Below are 17,043 nucleotides of genomic sequence, written 5' to 3' on the forward strand. Positions count from 1 at the left end.
AGTCCGACGCGACTGCCGAATGCTCCCCCCCTGTAGAGGGATCCCTGATCGGCGCAAAAAAGAAATTCTGCAAGCGGATTTGACAAGTCTCTCTTCGAGAATGAGTTGTTCTAATTCGATACCTCTCCGGTCGTGTCTTCCAACTAGTGTCATGGAGGAAAGCCTCCACCTGCCCATGTCTGGGCGAACCCCTGCGGCCGGAATTTGGAATTGAAGCTGTGAAGACGGAGCAGTAGCCTAATTCGATTTATCCCTCCATCTCTCGGTAAAGCTGGTTGAGGGCTGGATTCTGTCCCGATCCAAGAGCCTGGATTGCGTCCCGTGTTTGTTGTTTCACAGTACGTAGGAGCTCCCCCTTCTTTTTCGGGAGGCGACTGTGATCCCCATCTTGATATCCCTTATCGGCAGCAAGGAACAGGGCAATCCGGGATCGTAACAAACTATGATTGTGCTCCTCACCAGCGATCAGGACGTAGGTTGCGATATATAGCGAAGCATCCTTCTTATACGGTACCAGATCAACAGCATTCTCGCGGAACCACCGATACACGTCGTACATCAGATCGTCTACTTCTTCCGGCGAATCTGGGAAATCCCCTTCTGCGAAGATGAGGCTCGCTTCTTCGGAGCAACCATCCGACTGGCATTCCAAGATGGCTTCGTACGCCGTCAGGCCATCGATGCACAAGAGTTGTCGTCGATCCACCTCCTGATGTTCATGAGAGTAGATCTCTGGGCCCGATGGGAGGACGTGTCTATTACTATCAGTGCCGATGCTATCTGCGTCGTGGAACTCTGTCATGTCTATGAATTCGAAAACCGGGGTTAGTTAGCGAGCTGCTCTGCAATTGCCTGACTTCGGGCTTCCATGCGCTCGGACTCACTACGACCATCGTAGTGCGTCCGAATCACGGATGGGCTGACATCACAACGATCGGAGACGTAGTCGATTGGGACGTCCTCCCGGAGGAGATACGTGATCACACCGGCACGAACCATGTGCGGACAGGCGTTGTTCCCGCATCGCCACGCGTCAGAAGACGTCATCGAATCATCGTGATCACACTCGTCTCCGAGCGCCTGTGGGCAACTCCACCGATAAACGGACTTCCGGATCGTTGATCTAGCAACTCTTCCGTTGCGGGTCGTGAGCAAGGGCTCACGACCGTACTCATCAGTGGCTGAGACGCGCTGATCATCGATGTACGCCTGAATGGCTTCGACCGTCCCGTCTCGGATCAACCCAACGAGCCGCTCGCTCCCACGGTCGTTCTTGAGCGATGTCTCCGATTCTGGCCGATAACGGAGTCGAAGCGTCCGATTGTCTGGATCGAAGTCCTGAACGTCCAATGAGTGGAGAGCGCCAATCCGGAATCCTGATTCGGCGAGCAGCGTCCAGATGATATGATCCCTGGATGCGTAGTGATACGTCTCCAAGTAATTGTGAATCTCCGAGATCCGCCCCATATCCAGCATCTCGTCGCGGACTTCGTCAGCTTCCTTGACGCGGAACGGGAGGATCTGCTCATGGAGCCCGACCCGGACAGCATCGATCGTTTCGCAGTACTCAACGAATTTCCGAGTGATGTCGATCTGCGTCTTCTCTGACTTAGGAGCTAAGTGATCAACACTCGTTGGAGCCTCTTCGGCACGCCAAGTGAGGTAGCGCTGGATCGCACGACCATCTAGCTCGTTGAGGTTTTCGATGCCGACTTGCTCTGTCCACTTCGTGAAATGGCGGAGACTGGAACGATGTGTCTTCAATGACGAAGAGGCGAGTTCATTACGACGTCGGTGAAGATACCATTCAACGGCCTCTGCTGGCGAGATCGGCTTCAGATTGGTTGATCTGGGATCTCCACGAGTACTGTTCGACCTGTTGGGATCCGAACCGACTCGTCGATCATTCGGATCGTCATCCTTGCTGCTCATCGCTTATCACCTCGCTGGCTACGGTCTCTCTCGATCACTCGGTGAGAACACTGCTGAGGGTGAGCGGGGAGATATCTGGTTCGAGGATTGTGCTGTTCTTCAAAGGCGATTCCTTCGTGGATTTGATTTCCTGTTCTGGGCATTGTGTTGCCCTCATGCGCACCTACGGGCAACACGCAGAGCGGCCAGGCATTCCGTAGATCCGTACAACAACGGCCTGAACAGCCGCTACACTCTCAACCGGTATGGTGATCGACGATTGGGCGGCCAGCGCAATCAGCGCGGGCCGCCCATACGGTGACGGAGCTGGCGGAGCGTGAGCTGATCACTCCCTGGCTGTGGATTCCGTAAAACAGAGATGCTCCCTTCGCTGGATCTGAATGCCAATTCCAATCGAAGCTAGAGGAGGAGTGTTCTACTGATCAGGAAGCCAGGAGGTTAGATGTGGAGAGCAGGCCCCTCTAACCAATAATCATAGACTTAGGTTGTCTTATCGATGGTAGTAGGTCAAATGTACGCTGGATTGAAAGGGTTAGCATGGTAGATAGTGGCAAATGACTATCCCCTGAACCGTCCAATACAAAGCGGCTGACGGGAAAGGACAAACCAGAGCCAATGGTTACGTACGATCTATCGAGAATGGACGTAGGATTGATTGCAGAGATGATTGCAGGGCGACACGGCGGGTTTCCGGAGCCGCTTGAGGAGACAATTACGGCACACGCGACAGACCAACCTGAGAATGAAGAGTATAGCAAAGACGACATCCGAATTCATTCGAAGAGTCGGAGTCTGACAAAGGAAACCCACTTAGGGGTATTGGAGGGTGTTACGTTACCAGAAGACGGTGACTGGGGGTATTCGCAAGGCTGGATACCTGACGATATCCTAGTGGCGAAGACACTGACTCCAGTGGAGGGCGCGCCGAGTCCGTCACGTTCGAGAGAGGGGTCGGATCCGACGACAGATCTGCTGGCGTACTACGCGGTGGAGGTGAAGGCGGTATCGAGCGGAAATCGAGTTCGGTTGACGGAAAATCAGCAGGAGATGTTAGCGATCGTGAGCGAGGAGGTGGAACGAGTCTATCCTATCATCGTAATGGTGGACGTGGGCGGTTTGCCGGAGTCGGCGGAGGTGGTGGTCGATATTTATGAGGAATCGGTTTGGGCGGACGGTCAGATGTCAAAAACCATCTAACTAATGTTGTGTTTTTCGAGAATACCCTGCATTCTATCCTTGGTTCTAGCCTGTTTGCGAGGGGTCAATCGGTAAATATCGTCCTTGAGAGATGAGCCCCTTTTGGATAAGGGAAAAGGGTGCCATAGAACTATTTACAAGTGTTTTCTTACGCTCGTTGTTCGCTGAATATTCCAGTAGATAGAACTGCGTATAGAATACAAGGGTTCTTTGCCGGTTAGTGATTGAGAGATTACAATAATGGAGTTGCCGAAAGAGAAATACCAGGAACTCGTCAGGCATCTCTCTAATGGGATTCTCATCGTGGGTGAGTCAGGCGATATTCTGTACGAAAGCCCGTCTGTACAGCGTATCACCGGGTATCCGCCTGCTGAGCGTGTCGGTGATCAGGTATTCGAACACGTCCATCCCGACGATCAACAGCAAGTTCGTGAGACGTTCGCTGAAATCCTCAACGCCGAAGACGATGAGACCGTGACCGATGAATTTCGCTACCGGCACAAGGATGACTCATGGATCTGGCTTGAAACCAGAGGGAGTAACCAAACGGCGACCGCCATTGGCGGATACGTCGTGAGTGTGCGCGACATTACGGAAACCAAAGAGCGTGAGAACCGACTCAAACAGACCTCGACCCGTCTCGAAGCCCTCTTCGAAAGCTCCCCTGATATGATTGACATCCACACCACCGAGGGGACTATCGTCGATGTCAACCAGCAATTCTGTGAGGCGTTCAACCAACCAAAAGACGAGATTGTCGGGCAGAAAGTCTGGGACATCGATCAGGGAATCGAGCCAGACGAATTACAGGCCATTTGGGACGGAATGGATGTTGGAGACAGGAAACGAATCGAAACGGAATTCGAGACGCATGACGGAACACGGTTTCCTGTCGAAGTTCACCTCACTCGCCTCCCTGTGGGAGATGGTGACCAGTTTATGGTCGTCTCGCGGGATATCACTGAGCGAACGCAGCGGATAGAAGAAATTGAGAGGCTCAAGGAACGTCTCGAACTCGCAATCGAAGGCGCGAACCTCGGCGTGTGGGATTGGGATATGACGACCGATGAAGTTGAGTTCAACGAGCAGTGGGCCGAGATGCTCGGCTACACGCTTGACGAACTCGAACCACACCTCCACACATGGGAGTCGCGGGTTCATCCGGACGATTTTGATGACGTGACTGCTGCCCTTGAGGCTCATCGCCAGCAGCAAACGGACTACTACGACACCGAACACCGAATGCGAACTGCCGATGGTGAGTGGAAGTGGATTCGGGATCTCGGCAAAATCGTTGAGCGAGATGACGACGGTGAGCCAATCCGTGCGGTCGGCATCCACCTCGATATTGATGAGTGGAAGACCCGTGAACGGCAACTCGAAGCGTTGAATCGGGTCACCCAAGAGTTGGTGAGTGCGGACACGCGGGAAGAGGTTGCCGAGATCGGGGTGGAGACGATGAGAGATCTTCTGGAATTAGAAGCGAATTCAATCCATCTGTACGACGATGATGCCGACAGGCTCGTTCCCGTGGCATCCACGGACGCCATATACGATCTTATTGGCGAGCCACCCACTTTTGCGGGTGGTGACAGTATTGCGTGGCGGGTTTATCAAAACGGGGAGACACGCTCTGTTAATGATGTCCACGAGGATCCGAATCGGTATAATCCAGCCACGCCGATTCGGAGCGAGCTTATCTTGCCACTCGGTAAATACGGTGTTTTGCTCGCCGGGTCATCGTCCCCAGAGACCTTCGACGAACAGGACGCACTCCTGGGTGAGATTCTGGCCGGCGGACTGGCGACAGCGCTTGAACAGTTAGAACGAACCGAGCAGCTCCGTGCCCGTGAGCGAGAACTCACCGAGCAAAACGACCGACTCGAAGAGTTCGCCAGTATCGTCAGTCACGATCTTCGGAATCCGCTCACCGTTGCCGAAGGGCGGTTGGAGTTGGCGGCGACGGAGTGCGACAGTGAACATTTGGACTCAATTGAACAAGCCCACGAGCGTATGCGGACGCTGATAGATGAACTCCTATCGTTAGCCCGAGAGGGAGACGCCGTTACGGATTTCGATCTGGTCGCGCTCGATCCACTGGTAGAGGAGTGTTGGGCAACCGTTGAGACGGGTGCTGCCACGCTTATCACCGACATCGACCGCACCGTACGGGCAGATAAAAGTCGGCTAAAACAGCTGTTTGAGAATCTGATTCGTAACGCTATCGACCACGGTGGTGAAGACGTCACCGTAACGGTCGGTGCACTTGACGATGGATTCTACGTTGAGGACGATGGGCAAGGAATCCCGGCCGACATGCGTGAGGATGTCCTTAGAGCTGGCTACTCAACAAGTGAGGATGGCACTGGGTTCGGATTGAGCATCGTCAAACAGATTGTTGCAGCCCACGACTGGCAGATTCGTGTCACGGATAGTACCACGAACGGGGCCAGGTTCGAGATTCTCGGCATAGAAGAAGTTACTGAATAGGGCTGCTGTCTCCATCAATCCGCAACTTGGGTGTGCCAACCGTTCTATGACACCCTCTAAGGGAAATGGATTTCTTGCCAGACTCGCATTTGTGCGTATGCCCAATCCGTACGATGTCCTCGGAATAGCAAGAAATGCGAGTGAGATCGTTGTCGAAGCTGCATATCGAGCACTGGTAAAGGAACATCACCCAGATCAGGGCGGGAGCCAAGAGCGTTTTCAAGAGATCCAAGATGCGTACGAGCAGATCCAGAACGGTGATCCAACTGCTGGTTCCACGGACGGTACCAGTACGTTCAGCGGATTTGCCCGTGGACTTGCGGCACTCGGCACACCTGTGAGTGCAGCGTCGATAGAGGGCACGCTCGCGGATGATTTAACAATCGAGAAGGGGCCACTGCGCGTTTCCCTTGTCGGACTGTTCCGAACCGACATCGAACCACTTGCTTGGCCACACGAGGTTGATTCTATCCAGACTGAGAACCGATTTCTCTGTGTGACTCGAATCAAGAACACCTCCGAGTACGTACAGAAATGGAATGGAATCAGCAAAACGAAATTCGTCGGGAGTGACGGGCAAACGTATTCACCGACCCATGATTTGGCATCGACAGAGACCGATATCCCACCCAACGTAGACCCGCGTGACACGAAACTGTCTCCACAGTTTTCGACCAACTACACTGAACTCGAACCAAAATCATGGACGCTCGGGATCACGGTCGCCCCAAACCTTCCAGGAGAGGTGGATCTTCAGCGGATGTCCTATACCCATAGTGTGTTTGAGGGTCATCAGACCGATGGGGTTGTGAAGGAAAAGATTCGATATGAGTTCTCGGTTACGCCAGAGAGACGGCAGCAGATGCTTTCACTTATTGCGCAGGAACTGATGGACGAGATCCCAGACGGAACACCGTTGCAAGCGCTGGCGTCTACAGAGGACACTTCGGCGCAGGCCATGGGCAGCAGTTCACAATCTACGCAGGATGGTTCTAAGTCACAGGAGACTTCGACATCAACGACTGATGGAGCAACGGATGATGACATTAGCTTAGTGAATTCGGAATCTCCGGTAGGAGGTGAGCTCTCGGAGCAGGAACGGGAGCGAGTAGCAGATATTATCCGGTTGGCACCGACGTCGAATGGAGACCTCGCTTCAGAGTGGGGGTTCGAGACTGGGAAAGAGGCGTGGCAGTACCTTTCACAATACCTGGACGATTACTACCGTCGGAACGAAAACAGTCGTATTGAACCGACGGAAGAAGCGATACAGATAGTTGGATAACGGATCTCTCTTACTGACCTGCACCAGAATTCTTAGTAGGAGAGATGGGCTAACTTGGATTGTCGGAGTGGAATTACCACTCTCCCTCTAACTGGATCACGTGAATGTCATCTTGAACGTGAAGGAGCGTCGTACCATCTTTTGCCAGAAGGATTTCGCCGTCGCCATCCCATCTGTATAGATCAGCGGAGTGTTTTCCGCGGTTAGGTTCGACAGTCACGTAGTCCTTTGCTACAACTCGTTCAATCGCGTTCCGCACCCCTTTCTTGCTGGGATCTTCCTTTAACCGGTCATCTTCATCGATCAGCTCGTGGATTTTCGTGATCGACCGTAGCGCTCGGTCTGGATTGTCCTCCTGTTGAAATACCTCGAATAGTTTTACGAGAACTGCGCCTTCCAACTCTCTCGACTGAACGTTGAATTCAGTCTCTACATCGAACCAGTCTGGAAGCGCGTAGGTACTAATATAGATTGTCGCACCGCCGTTTTCGAATACGGTTTCATCCCGACCAAATCTGAGTACCGCCTGTACGACTTGATCATGAGCGAAATACTGGTAGATCTTATCGCCAAGGTCGCCGAATGACTTCTCAACGTCCTCATCGTCGCTACGTGTTATTTCGACTGCCTCGCCGCATAACCCCGCCCAGAGACGGACAAGATCGTCCCCTGGGTGAGGCATGCCTGCGACGACGCCTAACGACTCTGTTTCGAAGTCATTTGAGCTTTTAACCGTTGCGTAATGTAGTGCCTGATTCTCATCTGACACACGGTTATCGTCGGTCTCCTGCTCAGAATCAGTTCGTTTGACGAAAGTATCCAGTAGCCCCCAGTTCTGGTATCTCTCTAGCGCTTGCTTTGTCGAAATTAGTGCGAAGGAGTCTTGTTCAAGTGCTTGAACAGCAGCAAATCGGTCTGAGTCTGAGTTACTGATGTTCCCCGCCGCATATGGGTGCCATCCGTCACCGATCTGAATGAGCGACATGTTCATCGCAGAACGGAGATACGTTGAGAAATCCTCTCGGTCAATTACCTGCTGATGATCAAACCCATCCTCTGGTGCAAAGAGGAGATTCCACAGGTCAATGGTAGGTGTCCCATCAAGACCGATAACCTGCTCTGCCTCGGAAAGATCTGGGGAGCTCAGAGCATACATCTCTCCCGTATTTCGATCTCGAAGGCATTTCGTCGCAGGTCCAAGGTCTGCACTTTGCCATATGTCGTCAAGTGAACCACCAGGTGGTGGAGCGAGATCAACCCCTGGACCGATTCGTTCCATACAGAGCAAGCTAAACGTGAGAAACGGCGCATAGGCGTGAACATCATCATACTTCTCAAGTGTAGGATCTAAGAGATCAGAGTCCTGGGCCACACGACGACTTGCTCCATGCTCTTGGAACCAGTCGATTGCTTCCTGCCAGCCCTTGGGGCCGTCTCGTCTCTGAATCAGGTCAGTGACGTCATTGTAGACGTTTGTCGGGAAGTCTGTGTCCCCCTCGTCCAACGCGTGAAGGAAACTGGGGACAATATCACCAGGATTATCGATAACACCTGAATTGTCCCCAGGGAAAGGCTGTAGAAATGGTCCAGGGTTGAATTCGTCAATAATTACAATCCGATCTTGGATGTACTGACGTCGTTTACAGTGGCTATGATGCCCGATAAGGAGGTCAATCGACGCAGTTTCCCCATCAATCGTCTCCATCTTCTCCATATAGTCGCAGTCCATCCCACAGGGAGCCTGATCTCGGAATTTTAAGTGAATCGTCCGCCCTGAATACCCCTTCTCATAGAGACGTTGGATATCTGCTGCGGACCCCTCGGTTTCTCCGAGGAATGTCTCGCAATCACGTTGGGGTGCGGGAATTCGCTCATACCGGAGATCACCATGTTCCTCTGCTTTCTCTTCGGCCTGTTCATACAGATCAATTCGGCGTGCGAGATACGTGACCGGCTTCTCTGCTTCGAGTGCTAATTTGACGGCGTTCGTTGTTTTACCGCTATTCGGAGGCGCTTCGATGAGTACTGGTTCATCTGCGTCACCGGCATCCTCAATGAGTTCACGTGTGTGATTGCGTACCGCAGAAATATCGCCAGCGGCTGTAGAGTCAAGCACAGCAGTACGTTTCGCTACTCCTACAAAATAACGCAGGGGTTGGAGCTTGAGAAATTCCCCTGAACAGTCAATTAGCTCCTTTGGATCTCACAGAATCAGAAATGTTCCCCATAATCAAACCCGTATTCTGTATACTGATCGATAAGCTCGCACAAGTCCGTCCCCTCCACAAGTCTATGACCGCCGAATAACCGCTTATCAACCGTCCTTCCGGGTCCAGTTCCCGTGGTCACAATAACGGACTTTGCCACTCTGTATCCGGTCGTTGCTTCCTTAAACGAATTCAAATGGGCATCATTGACTACAGCGTCCTCATCATCACGGACATGTATGTATTCCATCTCCACATATGGATCCTCTTGAATTGCCAAGATGTCAACTGAAACATCTACACTGGAGTGCAGTGGGTTTTCCATCTTTGGGACAACAATTTCCAGCGTATCTTCTTCAATCTCTAATTCCACCTCACCGGGTTCAACAATTCTTGTCCGCCAACCAGGACGTGCCTCCCAAAGGTCGGCAACAAGATTAACCAATTCGCTCTTAGACAATTCTCGTACTTCAGCAGGAGCAATCGACATACTCCTTCATTATTCAATCATCATAAAAACTGTTCGAATACCAACTATGTTTTAGAATGATAGGACAAACTTAGCGGCGTACCGACCACAATACCCTGTCAGACACCGACCAACAGCGCCATCGACGCTGAATAATGACCGTTGTTGACGAACGAGAGAGTGCTTTGCCTGATGCGCAATATCCGGACGGACACCGCTATTTCCTCAAACCGTGACGAAGACCAGATTGATAAAGAAGATCCGGTTCGCGGGCCGCTGCCGTCGAACGCTTGTCACAGGAAAATCCAGGATAGCCAATTCTAAATTAGCCTATTCTGAAATAGGCTATCCGGAAGTATTATTCTCCAGTGGGAGAGAGTAGACACATGGAACGCTTCGTGGATCGGGAACAAGAACTCTCACGGCTGCGTGGATGTTACGAATCCGACGACGCCGAGATGGTCGTTATCTTTGGTCGGCGACGACTCGGGAAGACACAGCTCGTCCAGCACTCGCTTTCCGACCGGGACGACGCCGTCGTCTACCAAGCCACGGAGACCACGTCACAGATACAACTTGACGAGTTCGTCGATGTTGCGGCCGACACGTTTCCTGGGATTACGGAGATCAAACAGAACTGGGAGTCCCTCTTGGGGTATCTCGGCGACCACGACGGAATTGTGGTCCTTGACGAATTCCCCTACCTCATCGATGCTGACGAAAGCCTCCCTTCGGTTATTCAGCGGCTGTGGGACCAACGCTTCCAGAACACCTCGGGTACGCTCATTCTGGTCGGGTCCTCGATTAGCATGATGGAAGAAGCGACTCTGCTTGGAAACAGCCCGCTGTACGGGCGGTTTACCGAGAAACTTGACCTCCGACCACTCGATTTCGCAGCCGCACAGGAGTTCCTTCCGGACGACTACTCGCCTGAAGAGCAGATTTTCACGTGGGGCATTTTCGGCGGTGTCCCGTACTACCTTGACGGTGTCAATCTTGATCAGGATCTCGGAGCCGTTCTCACTGAGGAAGTACTCTCTCAGAAGGGGTATCTTCACAATGAACCAGAGTACGTCCTCCGAACTGAACTCACAGACCCGAATCGGTACTTTGCGATCCTCACTACGATCGCTGCAGGGAAGACGGCGTCAAACGAGATTGCGCAAGCAGTCGGAATCGATGGGAAGCAGATTTCGACGTACACCCAGAAGTTGGAACGGCTCCGACTCATCGAGCGTGAGGTTCCACTGACTGAAGAGAAAGCGAAATCACGTCGCGGACGTTATCGAATCCTTGACCCACTGTTTCGCTTCTGGTTCCGCTTCGTCTACGGCAAGGAAGACCGATACGAACGTTTGGGTGAAGACGCCTACGAGGCAGTTATCGAACCAGAACTCCCGGACTTCGTGAGCCAAGAATTCGAGAAGCTCTGTCAGGATGCGCTGCCGAATCTGTTTCCCGAGAAGACGTTCCTCGATATCGGCCGCTGGTGGTACAAGGAGCATGAGGTTGACGTCGTCGGCTTCACGACAGACGGGACGATGGTGGTGGGGGAGTGTAAGTTTACGAATGCCTCCCTAGACTACAGTGCGCTCGCCTCACTCGAAGACCATTCTGCGGAAATCCGCTGGACTCCAGATACTGGCGACACCGATATGGAATACGCATTGTTCACGCGTAGCGGCGTCACACAATCCGTACAGGAAGCGGCCTCCGAACGCGATGACCTACATGTGTTCGACCTACGCGACGTCACACAACACGCCTGAGAGCGCCGTTCGCTGACAAGAAGAGTTCTGAAAACCGCCATCAATTCCGGCTGGGTAACAGACTGAGAATCCCGGAGAAGGACCGAGTGTCGTCGTCGAATGCTTGAGCAACGGTAGTGCGGAGCTCGTCGGGATCACAGATACGGATGCAGGGAGAGGGCGTCGCCGCACTCTCAGCGAATGGCTTCGAAGACAGCGGCGATTCAAAAAGGGATGCGAATTAATTGACGAGATCGTCTGACCCCTGGACAGCGCAGTAGTCTGTCTGTTAGAGGTTATCCAGGTAATCCCGCCGTTGCTCCATCTTTTCGCGCTTTGTCCGGCGGTCGTAGTGCTGTTCCAACACGACTTTCGAGACATTCGCTCTGTCTGAAACGGCGTTTTCAGGTATTTCGCTGTTGAGTGAGTGCGTGATGCTTCCACGACGAATCGCGTGCGGGCTCACACTCGATGGACAGCTGGACGCAGCGTCCCGATCAGTCGCTTCACAGTCTTCTGGATCGCGGTCGTGCGGACACTCGGCACCGTATTCGCATGGTCGAGTCGCCCGATAACAATACCCGCGTAGCGTCGTCCGGTGTGCTCGACCTTGGCGCGACGCGAGTAACGGCTTTCGTCCCTGGTCATCCGTTACGTCCGGGCGCTTGTCGGCGATCCAGTCATTCAGGAGTTCACAGAGCTGATCAGACAGTGCCACGAGTCGCTCCCCGTCCTCCTTGTTCTTGATTGCCGTTCCCTGGTCTGGGCGATGACGGACATCGAGGTACTGCTCGTCTGGGTGGTAGTCATCGAGGTCCAACGCGTGTGCGGCTCCGACGCGCACCATCGTGTGCCACAGTAAGGCGATTGTGACGTGCCCCAACGTCGCGTACTGGTATTTTTCGAGTTGAGCCAGTACGTTCGTAGCCTGATCCGAATCAAGCATGACATCCCGAGTGTTTTGCTCTGGCGTCAGTGAGGGGGAGCGAACCTTCGTGCTCAAGTCCTGCTCAACTCCATCCACCTGCTCTAACCATCGGACGAAGACTCGCAGGGTGTCCATCTGAGTCTTCTCCGAGGCAAGTGAGAGGTCGCCTTCGTCGCGCCGCCACAGTCGGTAACGGTGAAGTTGGCGACCGGTGAGATCGTTGAGATTCCCGATACCCTGTTCGTCGCACCAGCGAACGAAGTGCCCGAGCCGCGACCGGTGCGAGTAGATTGTCGCTTCGGTCAGCTCGTTTTCTCTGTCTGCTATGTACAGTTCGAGTGCCGTCTCTGGGTCGATTGGTTCCAGTGACATAGTTGCCAGTCGGGTGGCGAACCGATCACCGACGATTGACTGGCCCGGGATGAGAGAACGAACAGTATCGCCACTGGGTCTGTTGAAGTAGGATCTCTCAGGGGACGACTGGAACCGGTTGAAACTCTCGTGTTCGAGAGTCGAACCGATGCCTGCAGCGCCCATGATTCTGCGACGAACGAACCGACGAGCGGCCGCCCCGTCTCTGCGAGAGTCCAGAAGCCCCGGCAGTCTTCGGTGAGCGCGACGATCGGCGCGTTCGGAGCGGTCGAGAAGGGTACTTCGAGGTGACTTGCCCGGTCAGCGAGCGGCGTCTGCGACGCGAGCTGCCGGCTGGAACCCAGCGAGCGGTGCGAGGTCGGCCGACACGAGGGGTCGCGACACGGCGCTGGCTTGGACGCTGCCGGCGTTCACCGAGGCGCTGGATTCGTTCCCGACCTCGACGTTGTTCTCGTCGATCTCGACGACGTACGTGTTGTTGGCGGAGGTGTTCGCCGTACTGGAGTCCGAATCGGTCGCCGGGTCGTCGGATACCGACGGGTCGATGTCGTAGTCGACGTCGGTGTCGTACGCCTCGAAGTGGAGGACGACGTAGTCGGTGTCGTCATCCGAGCTGTTCGTCTTCACGACCATGACGGCGTCGTTCTCGCCGATTGCGAACTCGTCGCCGCTCGAACTGAGGAGCGTCTTGCCCGTGTCGGACTCGTACTCCTCGATGACCTGGGTGAACGTCTGGTCTTTGAACCAGCCGCCGTCGAACTCGTCGCTCGACGGGAGCGACTCGCCGTCGACGTAGATCTTGTGCGTCGCGTCGTCTCCGTTCCCGACGTCGTCGAACACGCCGCTGGTCGCGTTACACGTCACTTCTTCGTACTCTCCATCTGGTCCGGTGATCGTGTTGAACGTCGTGTTCCCGCTACAGGATTGCGTCTTCGCTCGTGCGCTCACGAGCGTTCCGACGTACTCCTCGATCTCGTCGTCGCTCGCACCCTGGAGGTCGGCGATGTCGATGACCTTCGACGGCCGAGTGTCGTCCGTGGGGTCGTTCGCGTTCCCCGAGAGCGTCACGCTACTGGTACCGACCTCGACCTCGACGGTCGTGTCCTTGTACTCGATGACGTTGACCTTCTCCTCGGTCACGGCTCCGGCGATCTTCCGGAAGGTCTCGTTCAGTCCGTCGGAGTCGCCGACGCTTGAGTACTCGCCGTCGGTCTCGTCCGCGATATCTCTCAGGAGATCCTCGTCGGTGTTCCCGCCGAGACCGACCGTCTGAATCTGGATGTCGTTCGAGACGTCCTCGGCGGCGTCGACGACATCGTCCTCGTCTCCGTCCGGCTGTCCGTCGGTCAGCAACACCATGACCTTCTTGTCGTTACTTCCAGTCTGTAGCTCGCTAGCTGCGTCTTCGATGGCTTCCTCCATCGGCGTTCCGCCCTCTGATTGAAGCGCGAGGCTGTTGTTCGCGTTGTCGAACTCGTCACCTTCAAACGAGAGGTGGTGCCTGACATCCGTGTTCTCGTCATTCCACGTAGTGAACGAGACGACCCCGACACGGTCGCCGTTAGATTCGTTCAGCAGACCGATGAACGTCCGCATCGCGCCTTCTCGCTGATCGTCCGGGTCGTTCCCGAGCTCGTACCGTTCGTAGTAGTTCCAGTTCTCCGAGCTGAACGACTCGCCGGCGCGGAACCACTTCGTATTGACGTCGTCGTCGTCAATTTCGCTCGGGGAGGGTTCTTCTTCGTCCGAAACGAGCCAGACTTCACCGGAGGAGACGGTGTAGGTCCGGTGACTCGTCGTGGTCCTGCGGCGCACTTCTGCGATTGGGTCGGGATCGTTCCCGCGTCCACCATCTGCTTGGAAGTCTCCTCTAGTACCCGGATTGAGGACCTCTTGATCGGGGTCCATCTTGTTGTGATACATATATTCGACCTCCCACTGTTCGCCGTCCGGAACCCAGTCCCAGCCGTATTCCTGTGCGTCCTCGTCCACGTAGTCCGCTTCTTCCGGCGTCTCCCACTCGCTCCAGCTCCCGTAGGTTCCCTCAACCCGATAATCGTCACTCGAAACCTGGTTTATTTCCGGATTACCCATCGACCCGGAATCGTCGATGACGAAGACGACGTCGAGTGGTTCGCGTTCGCCGACTTCGCGGATGAATGTCTTGTTGTCGGCGACCATTGAGCCGACGACGGTGAGTTTCGCCTTCGACTGGTTGACGACGAGGGCGTTCGCGTCCTCGTCTTCGGTGACTGCCCCGCAGCCGTTCACGCCGCTGCCGTCGCTGTTGTCGGGGCATTCGTCGACCGCGTCCGGAACGCCGTCGTCGTCGCCGTCGGGGGCTGGCATCGCGGATTCGTTCGTGGATTTCGGGCCGGCATCCTTCACGGCGAGGTCGTAGTGGACCTGCGCGCCCTTGTTGACGATGACCTTGCCGCCGACGACGGCGCCGTACACTTCGGCGGCCTCGGTCGGCGAGCCCTGACGGAGGGCGACGTCGCTCCCGGTGGGCGTGTACACCACGCCGGTGAACTCGGTGTGCTTCTCGAACGCGACGTCGTAGCCGCTGTGGACGTACATCCGGAACCGCGTCGAATCGTTGTTCGGGGTCGACGCACCTTCGCTGAACACCTTCACTTCGTTGTCCATCGTCACGCTGCCCTTGACGAAGAACCGAACCTGCCCGTCGCCGCGGACCTCGATCCGGCTCTCGCTATCGATAGGGCCGTCGACGACGACGACGATGTCACCGTCGGACGTGTCGAAGACGACCTCCTCGTCGTCGTCGACGTCGAACGTGAAGTCCTCGCTGTAGTAGATACCGTGCGTGACGGTTCCAGCGTGGATCTCTCCTCGTCCGGTCTTGAACACGTTCGTCTCGGTGTTGTTGTTGACGTCCGGGTCCTGTGCGTTGGCGATGGCGTCCTGTATCTCGCCGTCCGGAGAGACGACGCCGTCGGGAACGAACCCGAACCCTCGTCTGAAGTCCCCGGTCACGGTGTAGTGGTTCCCGCTCTGAGAGCCGTTGTACGTGACGTCTCCCTCCACATAGACGGGTTCCGGGGTGCTTCCCTGCAGCCTGACGTCCCCGTCGGCGAAGACGTCGCCGTAGATCTCGGTGTTCTGCTTGATCGTGGTCTTCCCGTCGTTCACGACCACTGCTTGAGACCCGCTCGCGAGAGAGTAGGGGTCGATGTTCGAGTCGTAACTGTCCACTATCGTCGGTCGATGTGCGCCGGAACTGCTCTGGAACTTCAGCTCGTCCTGCGAGCTCCAGATCGCTGCACGAACCGTGGCGTTCGGAACCACGTACTCGTCCGTGCCCGGACCAGGGTTCGATGACGCCGAGTCGTTCCGGCCGAGTGCGACGACGTAGGAGGCCGTCCGCGTACTGGGGTCGGAGTTGTTCGCGATGAGGGACTCGTCTGGGAACTCGCTCTCGAAGTACCGTATCCACCCACTGTAATACGGACTGTCTTTCACGGTGACGGTCAGATTCTTGACCTGAGTGACCGAGTTGGGGCCACCGGACAGGCAGAGGTTCTTCTCGAGGTTGTCGCTCCGTCCGTTGTCTGCCTGGGCGGTGACTTCGCCGCCACCGTCGATGTCGCCGCTGACGTTGACGACAGGGAATCGGATCGTCCCGACCGTCTCGTTGTCGACCTCTTGACGACGGTACTTGAGCGTGGGGGACTGCACGACGCTCACCCTCGACTCTTGTTTCTTGAAGACGCCGCCAGCCTGGTAGGCGACGGTCGTCCCGTCGTCGTTCTCGTAGACTATCGACCCGAGTCGCATCTCGTGCGTGCAGGAGGAATTCTGATTGATCTCGAATCGAATCCGTCCCTGGTCCTTGATCGCGACGTCGCTCGCGTCCTTCCCGCTGAGGTCGAAGGACGTGACTGCGCCGTCGCGCTTGAACGAGAGCGTGGACAGCTTCGACCGTACCTCTTGGAGCGACGTCTCTGCGGTGTCGACCTCGGACGCGGATTGGACGGATTGTTTCGCGTCCATACCGGCCCAGAAGATGATACCGGCGCCGGCGATGACGAGTCCGAAGAGGAGAACGAGCCCGACGATCGCGGACGCTGCTCGATCGTCGGTACCGGTTCTGGGAGAGCGAGTTGAATACATACTGGTAATCAGTTGTTACGCACGTTAAGAGCATGGTATAACAAAAGGGTGCTGGCCAGAATCCTAGTAAAATACTGACTGTTAGAGATATAGATTTAGATTATTATTGACGATAAGTCGTGTACGGTGGCGGTGTTCGATCAAACGACGACCGCAGTGTCTTCGAACAAACCCCGAGTAGGTTTAACACCGACCGAGTCTGTTCGAAAACGGGTCGTGACAGGCGGGTGCCAGCAGAGATGGACAGTGGTAATACTCGATAGCCGCCCGCGGAACCGTTC

Annotated in this window: 10 protein-coding genes; 4 read left to right on the forward strand and 6 right to left on the reverse strand. The window is 55.1% G+C overall.

Annotation, left to right across the window (positions count from 1 at the left end):
- Nucleotides 1–247: 247 nt before the first annotated feature.
- On the reverse strand, nucleotides 248–802 hold the full coding sequence (locus tag SM754_RS17275; protein WP_323677404.1) for a hypothetical protein: 555 nt from the start codon (nucleotides 800–802) through the stop codon (nucleotides 248–250).
- 23 nt (nucleotides 803–825) lie between these two features.
- Entirely contained in the window at nucleotides 826–1,932 is a 1,107-nt protein-coding gene (locus tag SM754_RS17280; protein ID WP_323192793.1) for a tyrosine-type recombinase/integrase, read from the reverse strand.
- A gap of 615 nt (nucleotides 1,933–2,547) precedes the next feature.
- Here SM754_RS17280 and SM754_RS17285 point away from each other — a divergent pair.
- The 3 genes from SM754_RS17285 to SM754_RS17295 all read left to right on the forward strand — a co-directional run bounded on the left by SM754_RS17285 (nucleotide 2,548) and on the right by SM754_RS17295 (nucleotide 6,904).
- The gene (locus SM754_RS17285; protein ID WP_323677405.1) at nucleotides 2,548–3,129 is read left to right on the forward strand and encodes a hypothetical protein; all 582 of its coding nucleotides are present in this window, start codon (nucleotides 2,548–2,550) and stop codon (nucleotides 3,127–3,129) included.
- Nucleotides 3,130–3,369: 240 nt separating this feature from the next.
- Complete coding sequence (locus SM754_RS17290) at nucleotides 3,370–5,619, forward strand: PAS domain S-box protein (RefSeq protein ID WP_323677406.1); 2,250 nt, start codon at nucleotides 3,370–3,372, stop codon at nucleotides 5,617–5,619.
- Nucleotides 5,620–5,716: 97 nt separating this feature from the next.
- Nucleotides 5,717–6,904 carry a DUF5797 family protein gene (locus SM754_RS17295; protein ID WP_323677407.1) on the forward strand — a complete coding sequence of 396 codons (1,188 nt, stop codon included), beginning with the start codon at nucleotides 5,717–5,719 and terminating at the stop codon, nucleotides 6,902–6,904.
- A 73-nt stretch (nucleotides 6,905–6,977) separates the two neighbouring features.
- On the opposite strand, the gene SM754_RS17300 is transcribed toward SM754_RS17295, so the two are convergent.
- On the reverse strand, nucleotides 6,978–9,020 hold the full coding sequence (locus tag SM754_RS17300; protein WP_323677408.1) for a hypothetical protein: 2,043 nt from the start codon (nucleotides 9,018–9,020) through the stop codon (nucleotides 6,978–6,980).
- Nucleotides 9,021–9,115: 95 nt separating this feature from the next.
- Complete coding sequence (locus SM754_RS17305; RefSeq protein ID WP_323677409.1) at nucleotides 9,116–9,601, reverse strand: hypothetical protein; 486 nt, start codon at nucleotides 9,599–9,601, stop codon at nucleotides 9,116–9,118.
- 365 nt (nucleotides 9,602–9,966) lie between these two features.
- Between SM754_RS17305 and SM754_RS17310 the strand changes: the two genes are divergently transcribed.
- A complete protein-coding gene (locus tag SM754_RS17310; RefSeq protein ID WP_323677410.1) occupies nucleotides 9,967–11,349 on the forward strand; it encodes an ATP-binding protein in 1,383 nt (460 codons plus the stop codon).
- Between the two features lie 268 nt (nucleotides 11,350–11,617).
- Here SM754_RS17310 and SM754_RS17315 read toward each other — a convergent pair whose 3' ends face one another.
- Together SM754_RS17315 and SM754_RS17320 are read right to left on the reverse strand one after the other, a co-directional pair.
- Nucleotides 11,618–12,628, reverse strand: coding sequence for a tyrosine-type recombinase/integrase (locus SM754_RS17315; protein WP_501993818.1), 1,011 nt, complete (start codon nucleotides 12,626–12,628; stop codon nucleotides 11,618–11,620).
- A gap of 300 nt (nucleotides 12,629–12,928) precedes the next feature.
- Complete coding sequence (locus SM754_RS17320) at nucleotides 12,929–16,762, reverse strand: vWA domain-containing protein (protein ID WP_323677412.1); 3,834 nt, start codon at nucleotides 16,760–16,762, stop codon at nucleotides 12,929–12,931.
- Nucleotides 16,763–17,043: the final 281 nt, after the last annotated feature.

Source organism: Halorubellus amylolyticus, from assembly GCF_034808145.1.
In the GTDB taxonomy this organism is placed as follows: domain Archaea; phylum Halobacteriota; class Halobacteria; order Halobacteriales; family Natrialbaceae; genus Halorubellus.

Excerpts from the sequence above, each read along its gene's own strand:
- SM754_RS17275 (WP_323677404.1), bottom strand. The coding sequence starts at position 802 with ATGACAGAGTTCCACGACGCAGATAGCATCGGCACTGATAGTAATAGA.
- SM754_RS17280 (WP_323192793.1), bottom strand. The coding sequence starts at position 1,932 with ATGAGCAGCAAGGATGACGATCCGAATGATCGACGAGTCGGTTCGGAT.
- SM754_RS17285 (WP_323677405.1), top strand. The coding sequence starts at position 2,548 with ATGGTTACGTACGATCTATCGAGAATGGACGTAGGATTGATTGCAGAG.
- SM754_RS17290 (WP_323677406.1), top strand. The coding sequence starts at position 3,370 with ATGGAGTTGCCGAAAGAGAAATACCAGGAACTCGTCAGGCATCTCTCT.
- SM754_RS17295 (WP_323677407.1), top strand. The coding sequence starts at position 5,717 with ATGCCCAATCCGTACGATGTCCTCGGAATAGCAAGAAATGCGAGTGAG.
- SM754_RS17305 (WP_323677409.1), bottom strand. The coding sequence starts at position 9,601 with ATGTCGATTGCTCCTGCTGAAGTACGAGAATTGTCTAAGAGCGAATTG.
- SM754_RS17310 (WP_323677410.1), top strand. The coding sequence starts at position 9,967 with ATGGAACGCTTCGTGGATCGGGAACAAGAACTCTCACGGCTGCGTGGA.
- SM754_RS17315 (WP_501993818.1), bottom strand. The coding sequence starts at position 12,628 with ATGTCACTGGAACCAATCGACCCAGAGACGGCACTCGAACTGTACATA.
- SM754_RS17320 (WP_323677412.1), bottom strand. The coding sequence starts at position 16,762 with ATGTATTCAACTCGCTCTCCCAGAACCGGTACCGACGATCGAGCAGCG.